Here is a 19,582-nt window from a genome sequence, read left to right as displayed (position 1 = left end):
TCCTCGGCGTGAGACCAACGACGGCAAGATGTCGCTCGGGCAGCATCTGCTCGAGTTGCGCAAGCGTCTGTTCTGGGCTGCGGCCGGTATCGCGGTCGGGGCGGTCATCGGCTGGTTCCTGTCCGATTTCGTGTGGGACTCGCTGCGCGAACCGATCTACGCGATCGTTGAGGCGCAAAACCGCAACGCCCAGCTCAACTACCCGGACATCACCTCGGCTTTCGATCTCAAGCTGAAGATCTCCTTCTATGTCGGCCTGATCGTGTCCAGCCCGGTCTGGCTCTACCAGATCTTCGCTTTCCTCACGCCAGGGCTGACCCGCAAGGAGAAGCAGTACACCTTCGGCTTCCTGTTCACCGCTATTCCGCTGTTCCTGGCCGGATGCGCGGCCGGCTGGTACGTGCTGCCGAACGTCGTCGGGCTGATGACCAGTTTCGCGCCGAAGGAAGACGCCGCGCTGATCGTGGCGCAGAACTATTTGGACTTCGTTCTCAAGCTCATGATCGCCATCGGCGTCGCCTTCGTCCTGCCCGTTTTCATCGTGCTGCTCAACCTGGCCGGCGTGATCAGCGCCGCGTCGATCATCAAGTCCTGGCGCGTGGCCATCCTCGTGATCGTCCTGTTCACGGCCATCGCCACTCCCGCCGCGGACGTGGTCTCCATGTTCCTGCTGGCCATCCCGATGGTCGTTCTCTACTTCGCCGCTTACGGCATCGCTTTCCTTCACGACCGCCGCGCCGCTAGGCGCGCCCGTGCCCTCGATCAGGAGCTGGCGCTCTAGGGCGCCCCACTATGACAATTCCGTGCATCCGATGACCTCCCTGCAGTCACCGGCCGAGCGCTACGCCTCCGCCCGGGCCCGCGCTGGCCGTCCGCAATTGGAGCTGTTCCGGTCCGGCCTCCGGTTCGAGCTGGATCCCTTCCAGCTGGCGGCCTGCGCGTCCCTCGAAGACGGGAACAGCGTGCTGGTCGCCGCGCCCACCGGTGCGGGAAAGACCCTGATCGCGGAGTTCGCGATCTACCTGGCGATGCAGAGCCCGGCGAAAAAGGTCTTCTACACGGCGCCGATGAAGGCGCTGAGCAACCAGAAATTCCAGGAACTCGTCGCGGAGTACGGGGCGGATGAGGTGGGCCTTCTCACGGGCGACACGAACGTCAACCCGCAGGCCCGCATCGTCGTCATGACCACCGAAGTGCTGCGCAACATGCTCTACGCGGATTCCGACCTGCTCACCAACCTGGCCTTCGTCGTCCTGGACGAGGTTCACTTCCTGGCGGATCGTTTCCGCGGAGCAGTGTGGGAGGAAGTCATCATCCACCTGCCGCAGCAGGTGCGGATGGTGTCCTTGAGCGCCACGGTCTCCAACGCCGAGGAGTTCGGTGACTGGCTGCAGGCGGTGCGGGGCGAGACGGATGTGATCGTGTCCGAGGAGCGGCCGGTCCCGCTCGAGCAGCACGTGCTGGTCAAGAGCAAGATGCTCGACCTGTTCGACGCCGCCGGGCTGGCCGGCACCCACCGGGTGAACCCGGAGCTGGTCCGCCTGTCCCAGTCCGGCGGGCGCGGCGCCGCGCTCCGGTCCCCGAACGGCCGCCGGGGTGGTGACCGGGCCGGCGACCGGGGAAGGGGGCCCCAGCATCAGCGGGGCGGATTCGAGGCCGGCCGGATGGATCGCTCCGAGATCGTGCGCCTGCTCGAGGGCAAGCACCTGCTTCCGGCGATCTTCTTTATTTTCAGCCGGGTCGGCTGCGACCAGGCCGTGCGCCAGGTTCTGCGCGCCGGGGTCCGGCTCACCGACGCGCAGGAGCGTGAGGAGATCCGCCAGATCGTCGATGAACGCTGCCGCACCTTGCTCGACGAGGACCTGGGCGTCCTGGGCTACTTCGAATGGCTCGACGGCCTGGAGCGCGGCGTCGCCGCGCACCACGCCGGGCTGCTGCCGGCGTTCAAGGAGGTGGTCGAGGAGCTCTTCCAGAAGAAGCTGGTGAAGGCGGTCTTCGCAACGGAGACGCTCGCCCTGGGCATCAACATGCCCGCACGCACGGTCGTGCTCGACAAGCTGGAGAAGTTCAACGGCGAAGCCAGGGTCCCGATCACGCCGGGGGAGTACACGCAACTCACCGGGCGGGCGGGCCGCCGCGGCATCGACGTCGAAGGACACTCGGTGATTCAGTGGGCGCAGGGCCTCGACCCGCAGACCGTGGCATCCCTCGCGTCTCGGCGCACCTACCCGCTCAACTCCAGTTTCAAGCCCACCTACAACATGGCGGTCAACCTGATCGAGCAGTTCGGCCGGGAACACACCCGCGACGTGCTCGAATCCTCGTTCGCCCAGTTCCAGGCCGACCGCGCCGTCGTCGACCTGGCCCGCAAGGTGCGCCAACAGGAGCAGTCCCTGGCCGGGTTCGCGACGGCCATGGAGTGCCATCTGGGTGACTTCACCGCCTACTCGGCCATCCGGCGCCGGCTGACCAAGGTGGAGCGGGAAACCGCGGCCGGGGAGACCGGTGCCCGGGCCGCGCGGGAACGTCGCCAGCACGAGCTGGCCGGCCTGCGCAAGCGGATGCGCGCCCACCCGTGCCACAATTGCCCGGAGCGCGAGCAGCACGCGCGGTGGGCCCAGCGGTGGTGGAAGCTCAGACGCGACACGGATGCGCTCACCCATCAGATCACGACCCGCACCGGCGCCGTCGCCCGCATCTTCGACCGGGTGACCGATGTGCTCCTCGGGTACGGTTACCTCGTAGAAGTCCCCACCGGGGTCGGCCTCAGCCCGAGCGGGCTCATCCTGCGGCGCATCTACGCGGACCGGGACCTGCTGGTCGCCGAATCGCTGCGCCGTGGACTCTGGTCCGGCCTGGACCCGGCCGGTCTGGCCGCGATGGCGTGCGCGCTCGTCTTCGAGCCCCGCCGCGACGAAGGCCTGATCGACGAACGGTACCTGCCGAAGGGGCCCTTCCGGGAGGCCCTCCACGATACGCAGGACCTCTGGAGCCGGCTCGACGACCTCGAACGTGAGAACAAGCTCCCCGGGAGCAACCCACTGGCAGTGGGACTGAGTCTCGCCATCTGGAAGTGGGCGCGGGGAGGCTCCCTCGTCGACGTGCTCGACGAGGCGGAAATGGCCGCCGGGGATTTCGTGCGGTGGACGAAGCAGACGATCGATCTACTAGACCAGCTCTCCGTCGTCGCCGACGACCCGGTCGGCCGCACCGCCCGGCAGGCCATGGACGCGATCCGGCGCGGCATCGTCGCCTATTCCTCCGTCGTTTAGGCTGGTCAGGTGATCCAGGGGACCGAACGGCGGCTGGCCCTGCCGCTGCAGGCATCCATTCCGCTCGCTGCCGCCGCCGGCGCGATTCTCGACGCGGGCTTCCCGGACCGGTCGTGGTGGATTCTGGCGCCCGTCGGGGTGACCCTCATGTTCGTGGCCCTGCTCGGCCGGGGTCCCTGGGCCGGGCTCCTGGTCGGCATGGTCGCGGGATCGTCGTTCTGGATGATCCACATCAGCTGGCTCACGCTCTACCTCGGACCGGTGCCGTGGCTGGCCCTGGCCGGTCTCGAATCGATCTTCTTCGGGCTCAGCCTGGCGATGATCGGCATCGTCCTCCGGGTCGGCCCGCGGGTCTGGCCCGGGGTCGCCGGCCGCCTCTTCGTCGTTCCCGTGGTCGTGGCCGGCCTGTGGACGGCGCGGGAGGCGATCTCGGCGGTCTGGCCGTATGGCGGGTTCGCGTGGGGACGGGTGGCCCTGTCCCAGTCAGAGAGCCCCTTCAATGGGCTCGTCGCCTGGGTGGGCATGTCAGGTCTGAGCTTCCTCCTGGTCTGGCTCAGCGCCCTGGTGGTCCAGCTCCTGCGGGAGGTCGACGTCGATGCCCCTGTGCGTGCGGGCATCGCGGTCGGCGCCATCGCCGTGCTCCTGGTGATCCCGGCGTTTCCCGTCATCCAATCCGGTACCACCCGTCTCGCTGCGGTGCAGGGCGCCTCCGACGCCGGGCTCTTCGCGCAGTACTCCCCGGGCCAGATCCTGGCCGATCACACCTCGGCGACCCTGCCGCTGATCGGCCAGAAGGTCGACTTCGTGGTCTGGCCAGAGAACGGCAGCGACATCGATCCGCTCCGATCGCCGGTTGCGGCGCGTGTCCTGGACTATCTCAGCCGGGAAATGGGGGTGCCGATCATCACCGGCACCATCACCGCTCGAGGGGACCGGTTCTACAACAGCTCGCTGCTCTGGAAAAACGGTGAGGGTGCCGTGGACATCTACGACAAGGTGCACCCCGTTCCGTTCGCCGAGTACATGCCCGACCGGGCATTCTGGCGACCGTTCGCCCCGGAGCTGATCGACCTGATCTCCCGCGACTACGCCATCGGCACCCGGGACAACGTCTTCGACATCAATGGGATCATCGCCGGCATCGCAATCTGCTTCGATATCGCCGACGATCAGCTCGTGCACGAGATGATCGACGACAAAGCCCAGATCATCCTGGCGCAGACCAACAATGCCGATTTCGGACACACCGACGAGAGCGTCCAGCAGCTGGCCATCGCCCGTCTCCGCGCCATCGAGGCCGGCCGCACCGTCGTCAACATCTCGACCGTCGGCACCAGCGCGATCATCGGCCCCGACGGACGCACGATCGACAGGCTGCCGACCTGGACCCCGGGCGCGATGGTGCAGGAAGTCCCGCTCAGCACCGTGGTGACCCCGGCCATGGCCGCGGGACGGGGCGTCGAGTGGCTCGTCGCCGGACTCGGCCTGGCCGGATTGGCCCTGTGTATTCTGCACGCGCATCCCGTGAACGCCCGACGTGGCGTCCGGCCGCCGGTTAACGCACTACGCACCCGACGGAATCGGGTGCGTAGCAGGTGAGATGAGAAGAAGAGGGATGCGGTCAGGCACCGATTTTCTGCTGGCCGCGGCGTTGCCGCAGGAACGTCAGGCGCTCTTCGAGCAGTTCCTCGAGTTCGGCCCGGGTGCGGCGCTCCAGGAGCATGTCCCAGTGCGTGCGGGGGACCTTCTCGTCGGAGTGGTCGACGATCACCGGCTTGGAATCAACCAGCCTGGTAGCGGTCTGTGAACAGAAGCGGCATTCCCACTCGTCGGGGGCTTCCGCCTCTGCCGAGAAGATCATGACTGTCTCCCGTGCGCATGTCGCACACAGATACGTGTGACTAACTCGTGGTGAAAAGGTGACACCCTCTTCGCTCTGAAGGCTTTGTGCGCCTAACCTCATGCCACGCAAACTGCGGTCCGCCATCGTGTGGTCTCCTCTCGCGATGCAACTACTAGTTCTAAACCATGAAGCTGGACGTTATCTTTCCGTTACGGAATTTCTCGGTGACAACTCTCAGGTTCGGTCCGCGATCACGGCTGCGGCGAGGTCGCACCGGTCGGTGACGAGGCCTTCGATTCCCAGGTCCAGCAGCCGGCTCATGTCGGCGGGGTCGTTGACGGTCCACACGTGCACCTCCACGCCGGCGGCGTGCACGGCGCGGATGAAGCGGGGGGTCAGAATCCGCAGGAAGCGCACCGTTTCCGGGACCTGCACGGCGGTGAACCCGTGCAGGGAACGCCGCAGCGACGCACCGAGTCCGAGTTCGGCCGCCGCGAACGCACTCGCGACGATGGATGCCGACGGCGAGGTCGCGACCCCGGGGAGGAGCGCCGCCGTGCGGCGCCGCCGGTCCTCGGAGAAGGACGTGATCAGCACCCGGCCCGTCGCGTTCGCGTCCCGCACCGCGAAAGCGGTCGCCTCGATCGCGGCCTCCGATTTCACGTCGATGTTGAACCGGGCGTCCGGGAAGGCGTCCAGCCCCTCACCCAGGGAGGAGAACGACTGGCCGTGCCCCCGGTTGATCCGGTGGAGCTCGGCCATGGTGAGGCTGTCGACCCGGATTCTCGTGCCCGGGATCACGAAGTCGGCGTCGTGGCTGATCACGGCGATGCCGTCGTCGGTGGCGCGAACATCCGTCTCGATGTGGGTAGCGCCGGCCGCCAGCGCATGAGCGAAGGCCAGCAGCGTGTTCTCGGGCGCATCGAGAGCCAGGCCGCGGTGGGCGAACACGCGGGGGGAGGCGCCGTCCAGGAAACGCGACGTGGCGCCAGGGGTCATGCCGGTTGCCTACACTTCGGGGGTGCTGGGGGCGGAAGCGGCACCCGCCGGGCCGGCGGGGGAGCCGGGGGCCGGGTTCTGTCCGAAGGCACGGCCGATGCCCTTCATGGCTTCCGTGAGCTCGCTGGGAACGATCCAGAGCTTGTTCGCGCTGCCTTCGGCCAGCTTGGGAAGGGTCAGCAGGTACTGGTAGGCCAGGAGCTTCGGATCGGGGTCACCGTCGTGGATCGCCTTAAAGACCGTGGTGATGGCCTCGGCCTCGCCCTGCGCGCGCAGGACCGCGGCCTTCGCGTCACCTTCGGCCGAGAGAATGGCGGCCTGACGGGCACCCTCCGCGGTCAGGATCGCGGACTGCTTGGTTCCCTCCGCGGTGAGGATGACCGCACGGCGGTCGCGCTCGGCCCGCATCTGCTTCTCCATCGAATCCTGGATGGACAGGGGCGGGTCGATGGCTTTCAGTTCCACCCGTCCGACCCGGATGCCCCATTTGCCGGTCGCCTCATCGAGCACGATGCGCAGCTGCCCGTTGATGTTGTCCCGGCTGGTCAGAGCCTCTTCGAGGTTGAGCCCGCCGACCACGTTGCGCAGCGTCGTCGTGGTGAGCTGCTCGACCGCGCCGAGGTAGTTGGCGATCTCATAGGTCGCCGCCCGGGCATCCGTCACCTGGAAATAGACGACCGTGTCAATGGAGACCACCAGATTGTCCTCGGTGATCACCGGCTGGGGCGGGAACGACACGACCTGCTCGCGCATGTCGATCAGGGGCCGGAGGCGGTCGACGAACGGGATCAGGATGTTCAGTCCCGGCATCAGCGTCTTGTGGTACCGCCCGAGCCGTTCCACGACGCCGGCGCTGGCCTGCGGGATGATCCGGATGGATTTGATCAGCGTGACGATGACGAAGATGACCAGCACCGCGATGGCGATGCCGATCACGACCTGCACAATGAGGGGGACCAGACCGCTCATGACGGCTTCCTTTCCGCGGGGATGACCACTGCGGTCGCCCCGTCGATTGCAGTGACGAGAACTCGTTCGCCCGGTTCGACGACCTGTCGGTCGAGACCGGGGGAGAGCCGCGACGTCCACGTCTCGCCGTTGGCGAGTCGCACCTGGCCGCCGGACGTCCCCACGGTGCTGACGACGCGCCCGTCCATGCCCAGTAAGGCGTCGACGTTGGTTCGGGCCGGGTCTCCGCCACGCCTGAGCACGCGCAACAACGGCGGTCTGATGCCGAACAGGAGTGCCATGGACACCACGGCGGCGATGATCAGCTGCAGCCACCACGGGGCCCAGATCAGGGCGGAGGCGAGGCCGCCGACGCTGCCGGCGGCGATCATCAGGAACGTCAGGTCGAGGGTGACCATTTCCATCGTCACGAACAGCAGGATGAGTACCAGCCACACGATCCACGCGAACTCCGACGCAAAGGCGTCCATGGCGTCCCCTCCAGGTTGTTCTCCACTTCGAAACTAGCAGGTGGCTGAACCGGGGGAGGGAGGCTTCTTGGTAAGGTCTTCTGCTAGGCCCAGTTCGTTATTCTTAGGAGTTCTCGTGACCAATCCACTTGCAGCAGGTTCGCTCAACGGCAAGCGCGTTCTCGTCACCGGGTCCTCTCGCGGCGTGGGTGCGGCGACAGTCGGGTACTTCGCCGACGCGGGAGCCGGCGTCGTGATCAATTTCCGCAACAAGGAGGCGCGCGCCATCAAGGTGGCCGACGCGATCCGCGCGGCGGGCGGCACGGCGATCACGGTCGGCGCCGATCTGACGGATGCCGATTCGGTCTCGGCCATGTTCGAGGCCATCAAGACGGAGTTCGGGGGACTGGACATCCTGGTGATGAATGCCTCCGGCGGTATGGAGAGCGGCATGGAAGCCGATTACGCCATGAAGTTGAACCGGGACGCCCAGGCGAACCTCCTGGCGACGGCCCGTCCGCTGCTGGCTCCGGGCGCTCGAGTCGTCTTCGTCACGAGCCACCAGGCGCACTTCGTCGCGACGACGGAAACGATGCCGGAGTACGAGCCGGTGGCCCGCAGCAAGCGCGCCGGCGAGGACGCCCTTCGCGCCCAGATCCCGGAACTGGCCGAGGCCGGAATCGGTTTCGTCGTCGTCTCCGGTGACATCATCGAGGGCACTGTGACTGCCGTGCTGCTCGAGCGCGCCAGCCCGGGCACGATGGACGCCCGCAAGGACGCCGCCGGCCGGTTGTACAACGTCAACGAATTCGCGGCCGAGGTGGCCCTCGCCGCCGTCGAGCCGGTCCCGGAGAACAACACCCGTTACGTCGGGGACATCGCCGACTACGTCGGGGAAGTCGCCGCCCAGGCCGTCATCGGGTCAGACGGTATCTGACGTCGCCCTTCGGCCACTGCCCCGGCCGAACATGAACGCCTGAACAATCTGAAAAAAACCTGATAGAACCAGGAATATTCCGCCGACGATGACCAGGAAACTGATCGACTCGACGGGCGCGAACAACACGACCGTTCCGGCGATGATGGCGATGGCACCGAAGATCGTGCCGATCCAACGGCTGGAGTCGGGCGCCGTCTCGACCAGGCCCGCGACGCCCTCCACGATCCAGGAGATGCCGATGAGCATGCCCAGGATGACCAGGGAATTCAGCGGATTCTTGATGGCGACGATTCCTCCGACTCCGAGCAGGACACCGAGCAGAATGTTCAGTACCCGGCTCCCGCCGGAGGCGCCCTTGGTGAAGAGCCCCCTGGCGATATGGACGATCCCGCTGATGAGGAAATAGAGTCCGAAGAGAACGCCGAGGATGGCCACCGTCGCGTCGGGCCAGACGAGGACAATAACGCCGAGCGCCAGGGCGATCAGGCCGCTCACGCCGAGCGCGACCCGGACACCCGTGGTCTCGGGTTTGCTCAGAGTCCTCGCATCCATCGACAGATCAAAAACCGTTCTGGTGTTTGTTGTGGTGTTGGACATGTCACTCACCCCTCGAATCTTGTGAGGCTGTGGCACCCGGTCCGGGCGTCACCACGGGCGAAACGATGCAGCACAAAGCCGGTGCAGCACGGCGCCTGTGCAGCACAGATTAGTCGCGCCGATGCACGGCGTCCAGACCCTCGGAACCCTCGCGGAATATGACCGATAATGCACATTATGTCAAGTTGTATTGCATCTATTGCATCTATTGCATCTATTGCATCTATTGCATCTATTGCATCTATTGCAGGATTTGCAGAATAGGACTCCCCTGGTATTTGTCCGGCGGAGTGCCGGCGTCGTCAGGAACTTCCGCTGTTTCTCTGGGATGCGGGGCGCTATATCTGCACTGGGCAAGGTCTGAGCGCTCTGAGTCAACGTGGGGAATTTTGAGGCGCATATCCTCTCGGGATCCCCGTATTTCCGCGGTTTGACCTGGCGTGTTTTGCATGTTTTGCATTTGAAGAGCATAATTCGCAGAAAGGTTGAGGGTACTTATGAGCGTTGCATCGGGCCGAGTTACCCATCTGCCTCTGCGCCCGGAGGCGAGCAGCCCGGATGCCGTTTGCACCGACATGGTCGACAGCTGGCGCCGCCAATAGCTCTCCCGCAATTTCCGGCACGAGACCATTTCTGGACGTGAACGGACGATCCGTCAGTTCGCGGACTTCACCGGGCACTTCCCGTGGGAATGGACGTTCGCGGATGTCGAGGACTACTTCGCGTACACCCGCTCGGTATCAAATCTGTCCCAGGCCACCGTCCGGGCGTATCAAACAAACCTCAAACTGTTTTGCGACTTCCTGACCGATCCGGCCTACGACTGGAGCGAGGTCTGCGGGCGTTCGTTTGGCCGGCCGGTCACTCAGATCATCACTGAGTTCAACCGCGCCACCGACACTCAACAGAATGAACAGCAGGCGACGAAACGACCGTTCTCGCGTCGTGAGCTGCAGGACTTCTTCGATCTGGCCGACGTCGAGGTCGAGCGTGTCATCAATTCGGGTCGCAAGGGCGCCATCGCCGCATACCGCGATGCCATCGCGTTCAAGACCGCCTACGCCTGGGGACTTCGCGCCAATGAGGTGACCCACCTGCAGCTGGTCGATTTCTCCCGCAACCCGCACTCGCCCCAGTTCGGCGACTTCGGTGTCCTCCACGTCCGTTACGGGAAGGCCCAGAAGGGGTCTGCGCCCAAGCGCCGCTCCGTTCTGTCCGTGTTCGAGTGGTCGCCTGAGGCCGTTCACCGGTGGATCCGCACTGGACTGCCTCACCTTGCCGCTCAACCGACCGACCTGTTCCCCACCAGCCAGAGCCTTGTCGTGCCGAAGTCGAATCTGCGTCGACGCTTCCGCGCCTACGTCAACGAGCTGGGCTTCCCGGCTGGCCTGGACATGCATTCCCTTCGCCGGTCCTACGTCACCCACCTGTTCGAGTTCCACGGCTTCGAGCACACGTTCGTCCAACAACAAGTTGGCCACCTCCATGCGTCGACCACATCCATCTACACGGCAGTCTCCAGCGACTACCAAACCCGGGCGTTGAACCGCGTCCTCGAGCGCACGATCAACGCGACCACCAGCAGCACCCCGTGGGAGGAAAAACCATGAAACGAGAAATCGAGTACCGCTGGCGCGCCCGCGAGCTCATGGCGCGCCACGGCATGAAGAACACCGAGAACTCGTTGCCCCGCTCCGAGAACGCGGCATCACGCTCTCGGAGTCGCAGATCTATCGACTCGTCGCCCAGGATCCCGAACGGATCTCCTTCAAAGTCCTGACCGCTCTCTGCGACATCTTCAACGTTGAAGCGAACGAGCTCGTCACCTTCACCGCAGCGAACGCCAAGAGCCAACGTCAAGAACGAGCGATCGCCTCCGGTGAGAATATCGTCAACTTCGCCGACGCATACAAACCCGTCCGCGCCCGAATCCTCGACGATGAGGACTGAGCACCGGCCCCGCGGACGACCCCGAACCCCAGGCACCCTGCTCTGCGACCGCTGCGGCCGCCAGGTGCCAAAGATTCGAGTGCATTGGCCAGACGGCGCCATTTGCGGGATCTGTTTCACCACAGCGACACACACCCGCGGCCCTTGCGCCACCTGCGGCGACACACGCCTACTGCCTGGCAAAGACGCGGACAGCGCCAATACCTGCCGTGACTGAGCGGGCATCACCACACTCCTGCACTGCGACAACTGCGGCGAAGAAGCCGAACGATTTCGCAACGGCAACTGCATCCGCTGCGTCCTCCGCGCCGACCTCACCGCAACCCTCCAACCGAACACTCCCCCGGACCTCCGGCTCAAACGCCTGGTCGCTGTCTTCGCCGACGCCGAGCGCCCCGAGAGCATCTATGCCTGAAAACGCGGCATCGGCCCCAGCGCGCTCCTCACCCGACTGGGCACCAGGGAACTGGCCATCAGCCACGAGGCCTTCGACGCCCTACCCGCGTCCAACGCCGTCGAGCACCTTCGCGAAACACTCACCCATCACGGCATGCTGCCGCCCCGGGACCGCCAACTGGCGGCGTTCGAACGCTGGCTCGAGAAGAGAATCGTGTCTCTTGCTGACCATCGCGAGATCCAAGGACCGATCGAACGCTTCGGTCGGTGGCATCACTTGAAACGACTCCGGGCGAAGTCGCTGCCCGGCAAGAACATGAACTTCGCCGTCCGGTCGGCGAAGCAGGAAATAACTGAGTCAGGACGATTCCTCGCCTGGCTCCTATCCGAGCACGACGCCACCTACACCGATATCCGTCAGTCGCACCTCGACGACTACCTCGCCTCCGGACCATCCACTCGCCATGCCATCAACACCTTCATCGCGTGGCTCGTCACATCACGCGAGATCGCGAAAGTCCGGGTCCCCCGTCGTGAGGCACGATCGACCCCGATCTTGACGCAGGCAGCCAGAATCGACCACATCCGCGTCTGCCTCACCGCCGGAGAAATGCCCGCCGCAGACCGCGTCGCCGCACTCATCCTCCTGCTCTATGCACACCCGGTCGGGAAGATCGCAGCTCTGAAAACCAGCGCACTCGAAGCCCGACCCGATGGCCTCTACCTGCGCCTGGGATCGGTGCCCGCCCTACTGCCCGCACAAGTCGCGGCAACCTTCTGGGACTACGTCCACAACCGCCCCAACCAGCAAACTGTCAACACCGACAGCCCTTGGCTCTTTCCCTGCAACCTGCCTGGCCAACACACCCATCCAGAAACCATGCTGAACCGACTTCGCAACTGGGGCATCGACCTCAACGGCGTCAGAAACACCGCCCTGCGCGACCTCGCCAGAGAACTCAATCCCACCGCCTTAGCCAACTCGCTCGGCTACAGCAGCAAGATAATCCACCAGCACTCCGCCGCCGCCGGAGCGCCACACGCCGACTACATCAACCTCAAATCATCACAGCTGCAGACCTCACCCAGGCTCAGCTCCGTGAAGGATTAGGACTCTTTCGGATAAGTCCAGTTCCCGCTTGCGGATACTGCGCCACTATTGGACCCCCGGACGCGGCTGTAGTGTGACGCCACGCGCCACGCGCCACGCCAACTTCGGGAACGCAGCGTTGAAAGGTGAGGATCCGTGACCGACCAGCGACCCGACCGGAGAGCCGAGTCCTTCGAACGACTGTTTTCGGAGTACGTCGCCCACCACCAATCGCCGACCACAGAGTTTGTGATGCCCCGGCTGGCCGACCTGATTCTGAAGCGACGTGGGATCTCACTGCTGAGCAGCCGGGGCGCCATCCTGACGGCGGCCTTCAGCGCCTCGGTCGCACTGGGGATCCCGCTGGTCCTGACCGCCTTTGCCGGCCAATGGGCGGAGGCTCCGGTCATGCGCTGGGCACTGATCGCCCTCGCGATGGGACTTCTCGACGGATGGACCGTGGCCGGATGGGCCGAACCGACACGGAGCCTGAACGCCGTGCTGCACACGATCGCGCGCGACTGCGATCTGCGATCTGCGACAAGTGCTGACATTCTGCCGCCGCTGGTACCGGCCGCGGGTGAGCACGCTGGCCGCGTCGGCACTGACGGTGTTCGTCGTCCTGCTCGCCGGTCTGGTCGCCCCGGTCCCCCTCAGCCGGCTTCAGATCGGAAGCACCGCGCTCCTGATGATCATTTTTTACTACGCCGGCGAAATGATGTTCGCCAGCGTGATCCCCTGGCCCGTGATAAGTTTGCAGGCTCGTTTCGATCATCGTCTATTCTGGCCCAGCCCAGCGGACTCGATGGCCGTCCAGGAGCAGCTCCGTGCTCTGGCGAGGGTGGATTTCGCCCGCGGACTGGGAGTCACCGCCTACCTGGTTCTGGTTGGAGTTCTGCTGTCGGTGACATCACCGTTGCTTCTGCCCATCGCGTTCGCTCTCATCGTGACCGGTTATGTCGCGACGCTGGTCTCCATCGTCAGTTCGCGTTCCGCTGTTCGGAAGATCATCCGCCGCGGTGTGGATAACAACCTGGCACTTCTGCAGTTCCGGATCGAGTCTTTCGGCGCGGTGCTCAGCGAGCTCCCCGCGACTGCTCTGGAACGGGTCCGGCAGCTGATCGCCGTGCACGACCTGATCCGCGACTCCCCCACCAGTCCGAAACGGAGGCAGGCGCTGAGCCATGCGGTGGGATCGTTGTTCATCCCGACGATCACGTTCCTGGCCGCGGTGTTCGCCCAGGAATACTCGGGACGAATCCTGGACAACCTGCTCCCGTAGCTCCTCCAGCTACTCGCCCAGGGGGCCATCCCGGACGAGGTCGACCAGCCAATCCGCCAGCATCTGTCCGTACACCGGATCGGGAGCCTGGCCATGCTGGTGCGCGTGCCAGCGTGCGGCCGCGGCTGTCGTCGAATGGAGCGAGATGAAGTCGGTCAGAGGACAGCCGGCGAGCACAGTCGGGTGGGGCGAGGCCCAGCGCAGAAACTGCCAGTGGTACGCAAGGGCCCCGAGGGCGCTCTGTACCGCGTCGGCACGAAGCGGGAAGGTGAACCCGGCCACCCATCCGGGCACCTCATCCGCCGGCATCGGACGGGCGAAGAAGTATCCCTGCCCCAGTGGAACTCCCAGGACGCTCGCTGCCTCGGCCATCCCGGCGTCCTCGAGTCCTTCGATCACCACGCTGACGCCGAAGTCACGACCCATTTGGGTCAGGGCCGAGACCAGGCTCAACGTCTCCACCGGTCTGGACCGGATCTCGACGAGTAGACCGCGGTCGAGTTTGATCGTGTCGAAGGGCAGCGCGAACAGTCGCTGCAGGCTGCTGTACCCCGAGCCCAGATCGTCCAGGGCGAGCCCCACTCCCAGACGGAGGAGACGATCGATCGCCTCGATCTGCACCTCCGATTCGACCGCCAGCGTCTCCAGCAATTCCAGACCGAGCCGGTCCGGCGCGATGCCGTGGCGCCGCATCGCATTGCTGACCCACCGCGGACAATCCGGGTTCCGAAGCGTCGACGGGGAGATATTCACTGAGACACTGGTCGACAGGCCCCCGTCGTCCCAGCGAGCGAGGCAGCGGAGTGCCTCGTTCAGGCCCCGCCGGAACAACTCGTCGAGGTCGGCATCATCCAGGGCGGGAAGGAACCGGGCCGGTGGAATCACCGTGCCGTCCGAGAGGGTCAGCCGGGCCAGGGCTTCGACTCGACTGAGTCGGCCGGTTCGCAGATCCAGCACGGGCTGCATGAACATGGACAGTCCCCCGGCGAACAACTGCTCCCGATCGGACCTGCCGGTAGACAGGTCCCCCACGTCCGGCAGGTCCCCCACGCCGTCGACGTCCCGATCCACCGCTTCCTCGGGAACGTCCGGCGCCAGCGTCCACCACGGGCCCGCGGGGCGGCCCTCCCTGGCCCGGCGGAGCGCAGCATCCGCTTGATGAAAAAGGAAACCGGTCGTGCCGTCACCCGTGATGCGGGCCAATCCCATGCTCAGATCGATGGTGCAGTCCTGGTCCAGGTCCGTGAACGAGAAGGGCGTTTGCACAGCCTCGTGCAGGCGCGCCAGCTCATCCTCCAACCGGGTTCCTCCGTCGATGTTCTCGAGGACGACGGCGAACAGATCGCCGCCGAGGCACGCCAGGAAGTCACCGTCCGCCAGCAGCTCCCGCATCCGGCGTCCGAGTTGTTTGAGCAGACTGTCGCCCGCCTCGTACCCGAAGGTGCTGTTGATCGAGCGGAGCGCGACGACGTCGATCATGGCCAGCACTGCGCCCTCGGCGGGGCGACGGGAGGACAGGTGCTGATCCAGTGCCCGGCGGTTCGGCAGGCCGGTCACCGGGTCGTGCCCGGCCTGGAACCGCAATTGCTCCTGGTGTGCCATTCGCGCGGTGACGTCACGCTGGACGCTGACGAAGTGGGTGATCGTTCCTGCCTCGTCGCGCAGCGGCCTGATGCTCAGGCTGTTCCAGAACGGGGAACCGTCTTTTCGGTAGTTGAGGATATCTCCCTCATACGATTCCCCATAACTGAGTGCCCGCCGGATTGCTGCCGTGACGCCGGGGTCGGATCCGGGCCCCTGCAGAATACGGCAGTCCTGGCCCAGGAGTTCGGCTTCGTCATAGCCCGTGATGGCGGTGAAGGATCCGCTGACGTGAAGGATCCGCTGCCGGGCATCGGTGATCAGGGAGGCCTGGGATGTGGCGGAGAATGCCCGAGCCAGGAGCCTTTTCACCTCGCTGCGTGCGGCGGCGGTTGTCGGATGGTCAGGGAATGTCGCCCGCAGTCCGAATTCGGACGCGACCGACATTCGCGCGCGCGCCGGCCATTGATGGGTCACGCTGACAGACCACGGTCGGGGGAAGAACTCAAGGTGCCGGCCTTCGAATCGCGAGAGGATGCAGGCCGGAAACCGAGCTTCGCGACCCTGTCGACACGGGACCGGTGCCGGTCATGCCCACAGCTCCCCATCCTACTGAAGGGGGCGCGCGTGCTCGGGAACGCCGTCCCCTATTCCTCGCCGAATCCTGATTCCAGCAGATTGGCCAGGGCCTCGACCGCTTCCGCTCCGTGCTCGTCGGAGGACGAGATCTCGGCGGTCATGCCCCGGATCAGGCCCAGGCCCATGATGGCCAGCAGACTGGACGCATCCTTGCCGTTCACCGTCACGCGTGCGTTGAGGGTGCTGGCCAGCTTGACGAAGTCGGCGGCGGGCCGAGCGTGCAGGCCGTCCCTGTTGACGAGTGTCACCCTGCGGGTGACAACAGGAGCAACGGGAGGTGCTGCCTCCACGGCCGGCGATAGGTGAACGGCCGAGCGGGCGGCCTTCTCCACGGCATCGAGATCTCCCCCGACCTCGGCTGCCACGGCGGCTGCGACGCCGCCTTCGACCAGGGGCGCGTCAACGATGCGCACGCGCGCTCGCACGTCTTCGGCCAGGAAGTCGAGCGCCGTCTCTGCGGTAAGAATGGCGGAGCCCAGATCGCAGAGCAGTGCGACGCCGGCACCCGCATCCGCCTGCACGATGCCGGTGGCCACTTTCTCGAAACTCGTCCCGATATCGCCTTCGTCGGTTCCCCCCGCCGGGATGAGGGCGGTGTTCGGCGCCATTTGGCGCGCCAGATCCACCAAACCTTCCGCGATTTTGGCGCTGTGCGAGACGAAGACCAGGCCGACCCGACCTTTCCTAGCGTCCACTTTCACGCCGCCGCCGTGTCTGCGGCCGCACGCAGCAGCAGGGCCGACGACTGGGCGCCGGGATCTCGATGGCCGATGGCCCTCTCCCCCAGGTAGCTCGCCCGGCCCTTACGCGCCACCCAGGGTTCCGTCGCGACCGCTCCCGCCTCCGCGGCGTTCGCTGCCGCAATCAGGATGTCCAGATCGTTGGCCCCTGCCTCGTGGGCGGCGGCGGCCGCGTCGACGGCCGGAGTCCAGGCGTCAACCATGGTCTTGTCTCGTAATTCCGCCTTGCCGCGCAGGACGATGCCGTCCCTGGCGGCCGTGAGCAGCGCCACCAGCGCGGCGCCGTCAAGCTCGAGCGCACCGGCCACGGCCACGGCGGCCTTCAGGAACGCCGTGCCGTACAGCGGACCGGCGGCGCCACCCACCGTGGAGATCAGTGTGGTCGCGACGAGCTTGAAAACGTCCCCGGGGGCGGCATCCGCCGGTAGATCGTCGAGCTTCCCGAGCACCGCTTGAAAACCCCTGTCCATGTTCTCGCCGTGGTCACCGTCGCCGATCTCGCGGTCCAGGTTGATCAGCTCCACCCGGTGTTCGCTCATGACATCCGCGCTGGTCCTGATCCAGGCCTTCGCCCAGGTGGCACCCAAGTTCATTCGATCTCCCTCTACCGTCCCCACCGTAGCGCCGCCGTCTGGACCGGCGCATCCCACAGGGTGGTCAATTCCTGGTCCAGTTTCAGTACCGTGATCGACATGCCCTGCATTTCGAGTGAGGTCGTGAAATTCCCGACCAGGGTCCGAGTGACCGTGAGGCCCTTCGCCGCAAGGACCTCGGCGGCGTGCCGGAAGACGATGTAGAGCTCGATCTGCGGCGTCCCGCCCATGCCGTTGACCATGAGGAGAACCTCGTCGCCGCTTACGAAGGGGATGTCGTCGAGGATGGGGCCGAGCAGCCGGTCGACGATGGCATCAGCGGGTTCAAGCTTGATTCGTTCCCGTCCCGGCTCACCGTGGATGCCGATTCCGATCTCGATCTCGTCCTCAGCCAGGGTGAAGCTCGGTTCGCCGGCATGCGGCACGACGCACGGCGTCAGAGCCACCCCCATCGACCGCACCCGCGCGATGACCTTCTCCGCCACCGTCGCCACCGCATCCAGGTTGTCCCCCCGGTCTGCGGCCGCCCCGGCAATCTTCTCGACCAGCACCGTTCCGGCGACGCCGCGTCGGCCGGCCGTATAGAGGGAGTCCTTCACCGCGACGTCGTCGTTGACGAGCACCGAGCGCACCTCGATGCCGTCCGCGGCGGCCAAATCGGCCGCCGTCTCGAAGTTGAGGACGTCGCCGGTGTAGTTCTTGACGATGTGAAGCACTCCCGCTCCCCCGTCAACGGCCTTCGTCGCGGCGAGGATGGGGTCCGGTGTCGGGGATGTGAACACGGCGCCGGGAACAGCGGCGTCGAGCATTCCGAATCCAACGAAACCACCGTGCATCGGTTCGTGACCGCTGCCTCCTCCGCTGACCAGTCCGACCTTCCCCGCCACCGGTGCGTCCTTGCGCACGATGAAGTTGGGATCCTGGTGCACGCTCACCAGGTCGGCGTGGGCTGCCCCGAACCCGGCAACAGCCTCATCCACCACGTTCTTTGGATCATTGACGAGTTTCTTCATGGCTCTTCCTTCGATCGGGATGACAGGACGGCACGACCGCGGTGCCGTGCCGTAGGAACTTCGCCTACCCGCTTCAATCTACGCGTGGGCGCAACGGCTGATAAGGGCCAAAATCAGCGGGAAAGTCTTCCCATTCCCCTCCGGAAAGCACCGGGCTATGGTGATGCAAACCGCACACCAACATGGGATCGCTCCGGCATCTCCCGCCTCGGCAAGGAAGGTCAACGTGGACAATATCGGAGTTGTGTTTTTGTCGGAGGTCGTGGGGACGGCGCTGCTGGTCCTCCTCGGAACCGGCGTGGTCGCCAACGTCGCTCTGGCCAAGAACAAGGGCCTCGGCGGCGGGTTCCTGATGGTCACCATCGGCTGGGGCTTCGCGGTCTTCGTCGGTGTGATCGCTGCCTATAATTCCGGCGCACACCTGAACCCGGCCGTCACTCTCGGCCTCGTCGCGTCGGGCGCCACCGAGTTCGGATCCGGCGTCCCCGTCAATTTCCTCTCGGTCCTGACATACATCGCAGCCCAGTTCCTGGGTGCTTTCATCGGGGCGGTCTTCTGCTGGCTGGCCTACCGGCAGCACTTCGATGCGGAGCCGAACCCGGCCAACAAGCTGGGCGTGTTCTCGACCGGCCCGGCCATCCGTTCCTACGGCTGGAACATGGTCACCGAGATCATCGGCACCTTCGTGCTCGTGTTCGTGGTTCTGGCCTTCGGCGGCGGCCGCCAGGGCGAAAGCGGTGGCCTCGCGGCCCTCGGCGCACTGCCGGTGGCCCTGCTAGTTCTCGTGATCGGCACCTCCCTCGGCGGACCGACCGGCTACGCCATCAACCCGGCCCGTGACCTTGGGCCGCGGATCGCGCACTTCGTGCTTCCGATCAAGGGCAAGGGTTCCTCAGACTGGGCCTACTCCTGGGTTCCGGTCGTCGGGCCGGTGATCGGCGGGGTGCTGGCCGGCTGGGCGTCCCTGGTCCTGCTCCCCATCCTCACCTAGCGCTGAAGGGTGGGCCGATTCGACACCTGAATCGGCCCATTTTTTTGCTGTCCGCCCGGTTTCACCGCAACTCTGTTTTCCGCTCCGACTTCCCGCACCACCCACTAGGAGGAATTCCATGGCCAAGCACGTCATCGCAATCGACCAGGGCACCACCAGTACCCGCGCGATCATCTTCGACAAGGCCGGGACGATCATTTCCGCCGGTCAGCTCGAGCACGAGCAGATCTTCCCCCGG

The 19,582-nt window shown here is 65.5% G+C and carries 19 protein-coding genes; 10 read left to right on the top strand and 9 right to left on the bottom strand.

What is annotated here, in order from left to right; genetic code table 11:
* Nucleotides 1–28: 28 nt before the first annotated feature.
* The 3 genes from tatC to lnt are packed head-to-tail and all read left to right on the top strand — an operon-like array spanning nt 29 to nt 4,871.
* Nucleotides 29–781, top strand: a complete 753-nt coding sequence (tatC, locus tag E3T37_RS12235) for a twin-arginine translocase subunit TatC (RefSeq protein ID WP_134367228.1) — start codon at nt 29–31, stop codon at nt 779–781.
* A 31-nt stretch (nt 782–812) separates the two neighbouring features.
* On the top strand, nt 813–3,272 hold the full coding sequence (locus E3T37_RS12230) for an RNA helicase (protein WP_134367175.1): 2,460 nt from the start codon (nt 813–815) through the stop codon (nt 3,270–3,272).
* Nucleotides 3,273–3,281: 9 nt separating this feature from the next.
* Entirely contained in the window at nt 3,282–4,871 is a 1,590-nt protein-coding gene (gene lnt / locus E3T37_RS12225; RefSeq protein ID WP_134367173.1) for an apolipoprotein N-acyltransferase, read from the top strand.
* A gap of 22 nt (nt 4,872–4,893) precedes the next feature.
* Here lnt and E3T37_RS12220 read toward each other — a convergent pair whose 3' ends face one another.
* The 4 genes from E3T37_RS12220 to E3T37_RS12205 all read right to left on the bottom strand — a co-directional run bounded on the left by E3T37_RS12220 (nt 4,894) and on the right by E3T37_RS12205 (nt 7,553).
* Nucleotides 4,894–5,259, bottom strand: a complete 366-nt coding sequence (locus E3T37_RS12220; protein WP_134367171.1) for an RNA polymerase-binding protein RbpA — start codon at nt 5,257–5,259, stop codon at nt 4,894–4,896.
* 90 nt (nt 5,260–5,349) lie between these two features.
* Nucleotides 5,350–6,114: a glycerophosphodiester phosphodiesterase family protein gene (locus tag E3T37_RS12215; protein WP_134367169.1), complete on the bottom strand. Its 765-nt coding sequence runs from the start codon at nt 6,112–6,114 to the stop codon at nt 5,350–5,352.
* 9 nt (nt 6,115–6,123) lie between these two features.
* The gene (locus E3T37_RS12210) at nt 6,124–7,083 is read right to left on the bottom strand and encodes an SPFH domain-containing protein (RefSeq protein ID WP_134367167.1); all 960 of its coding nucleotides are present in this window, start codon (nt 7,081–7,083) and stop codon (nt 6,124–6,126) included.
* Complete coding sequence (locus E3T37_RS12205) at nt 7,080–7,553, bottom strand: NfeD family protein (RefSeq protein WP_134367165.1); 474 nt, start codon at nt 7,551–7,553, stop codon at nt 7,080–7,082. The genes E3T37_RS12210 and E3T37_RS12205 overlap by 4 nt, the downstream gene beginning before the upstream one ends.
* 115 nt (nt 7,554–7,668) lie before the next feature.
* Between E3T37_RS12205 and E3T37_RS12200 the strand changes: the two genes are divergently transcribed.
* Complete coding sequence (locus E3T37_RS12200) at nt 7,669–8,469, top strand: SDR family oxidoreductase (protein WP_134367163.1); 801 nt, start codon at nt 7,669–7,671, stop codon at nt 8,467–8,469.
* On the opposite strand, the gene E3T37_RS12195 is transcribed toward E3T37_RS12200, so the two are convergent.
* Entirely contained in the window at nt 8,455–9,024 is a 570-nt protein-coding gene (locus E3T37_RS12195) for an HdeD family acid-resistance protein (protein ID WP_206750641.1), read from the bottom strand. The two genes, E3T37_RS12200 and E3T37_RS12195, sit on opposite strands and share 15 nt — an antisense overlap.
* Nucleotides 9,025–9,698: 674 nt before the next feature.
* On the opposite strand from E3T37_RS12195, the gene E3T37_RS17850 reads away from it, so the two are divergent.
* The 4 genes from E3T37_RS17850 (at nt 9,699) to E3T37_RS12175 (ending at nt 13,787) form a co-directional block, all read left to right on the top strand.
* On the top strand, nt 9,699–10,679 hold the full coding sequence (locus tag E3T37_RS17850; RefSeq protein WP_370292502.1) for a tyrosine-type recombinase/integrase: 981 nt from the start codon (nt 9,699–9,701) through the stop codon (nt 10,677–10,679).
* Between the two features lie 19 nt (nt 10,680–10,698).
* The gene (locus E3T37_RS17410) at nt 10,699–11,019 is read left to right on the top strand and encodes a helix-turn-helix transcriptional regulator (protein WP_338145005.1); all 321 of its coding nucleotides are present in this window, start codon (nt 10,699–10,701) and stop codon (nt 11,017–11,019) included.
* 550 nt (nt 11,020–11,569) lie between these two features.
* Nucleotides 11,570–12,526 carry a hypothetical protein gene (locus E3T37_RS12180; RefSeq protein ID WP_134367159.1) on the top strand — a complete coding sequence of 319 codons (957 nt, stop codon included), beginning with the start codon at nt 11,570–11,572 and terminating at the stop codon, nt 12,524–12,526.
* A gap of 559 nt (nt 12,527–13,085) precedes the next feature.
* Nucleotides 13,086–13,787, top strand: a complete 702-nt coding sequence (locus tag E3T37_RS12175) for a hypothetical protein (RefSeq protein WP_134367157.1) — start codon at nt 13,086–13,088, stop codon at nt 13,785–13,787.
* Between the two features lie 9 nt (nt 13,788–13,796).
* Here the strand turns inward: E3T37_RS12175 and E3T37_RS12170 are convergent, their stop codons facing one another.
* The 4 genes from E3T37_RS12170 to dhaK all read right to left on the bottom strand — a co-directional run bounded on the left by E3T37_RS12170 (nt 13,797) and on the right by dhaK (nt 18,353).
* Entirely contained in the window at nt 13,797–15,815 is a 2,019-nt protein-coding gene (locus E3T37_RS12170) for a bifunctional diguanylate cyclase/phosphodiesterase (protein ID WP_134367155.1), read from the bottom strand.
* Nucleotides 15,816–16,015: 200 nt separating this feature from the next.
* Nucleotides 16,016–16,633: a dihydroxyacetone kinase phosphoryl donor subunit DhaM gene (dhaM, locus tag E3T37_RS12165; protein ID WP_338144999.1), complete on the bottom strand. Its 618-nt coding sequence runs from the start codon at nt 16,631–16,633 to the stop codon at nt 16,016–16,018.
* Between the two features lie 71 nt (nt 16,634–16,704).
* Nucleotides 16,705–17,340, bottom strand: coding sequence for a dihydroxyacetone kinase subunit DhaL (gene dhaL / locus E3T37_RS12160; RefSeq protein WP_134367153.1), 636 nt, complete (start codon nt 17,338–17,340; stop codon nt 16,705–16,707).
* Between the two features lie 11 nt (nt 17,341–17,351).
* Nucleotides 17,352–18,353 (bottom strand): dihydroxyacetone kinase subunit DhaK, encoded by a 1,002-nt coding sequence (gene dhaK, locus E3T37_RS12155; RefSeq protein ID WP_134367151.1) that lies wholly within the window; start codon nt 18,351–18,353, stop codon nt 17,352–17,354.
* A gap of 226 nt (nt 18,354–18,579) precedes the next feature.
* Between dhaK and E3T37_RS12150 the strand changes: the two genes are divergently transcribed.
* Together E3T37_RS12150 and E3T37_RS12145 are read left to right on the top strand one after the other, a co-directional pair.
* Nucleotides 18,580–19,344, top strand: a complete 765-nt coding sequence (locus E3T37_RS12150; protein ID WP_134402663.1) for an MIP/aquaporin family protein — start codon at nt 18,580–18,582, stop codon at nt 19,342–19,344.
* A 118-nt stretch (nt 19,345–19,462) separates the two neighbouring features.
* Nucleotides 19,463–19,582 (top strand): FGGY family carbohydrate kinase (locus E3T37_RS12145; RefSeq protein WP_134367149.1); only part of this gene is annotated, 120 nt, incomplete at its 3' end.

The sequence above is a fragment of the Cryobacterium sp. TMT2-10 genome (assembly GCF_004403075.1).
Classification (GTDB): Bacteria; Actinomycetota; Actinomycetes; order Actinomycetales; family Microbacteriaceae; genus Cryobacterium; species Cryobacterium shii.
The sequence above is the reverse complement of the archived record's forward strand: the minus strand, read 5'-3'. Positions and strand labels throughout refer to the sequence as shown.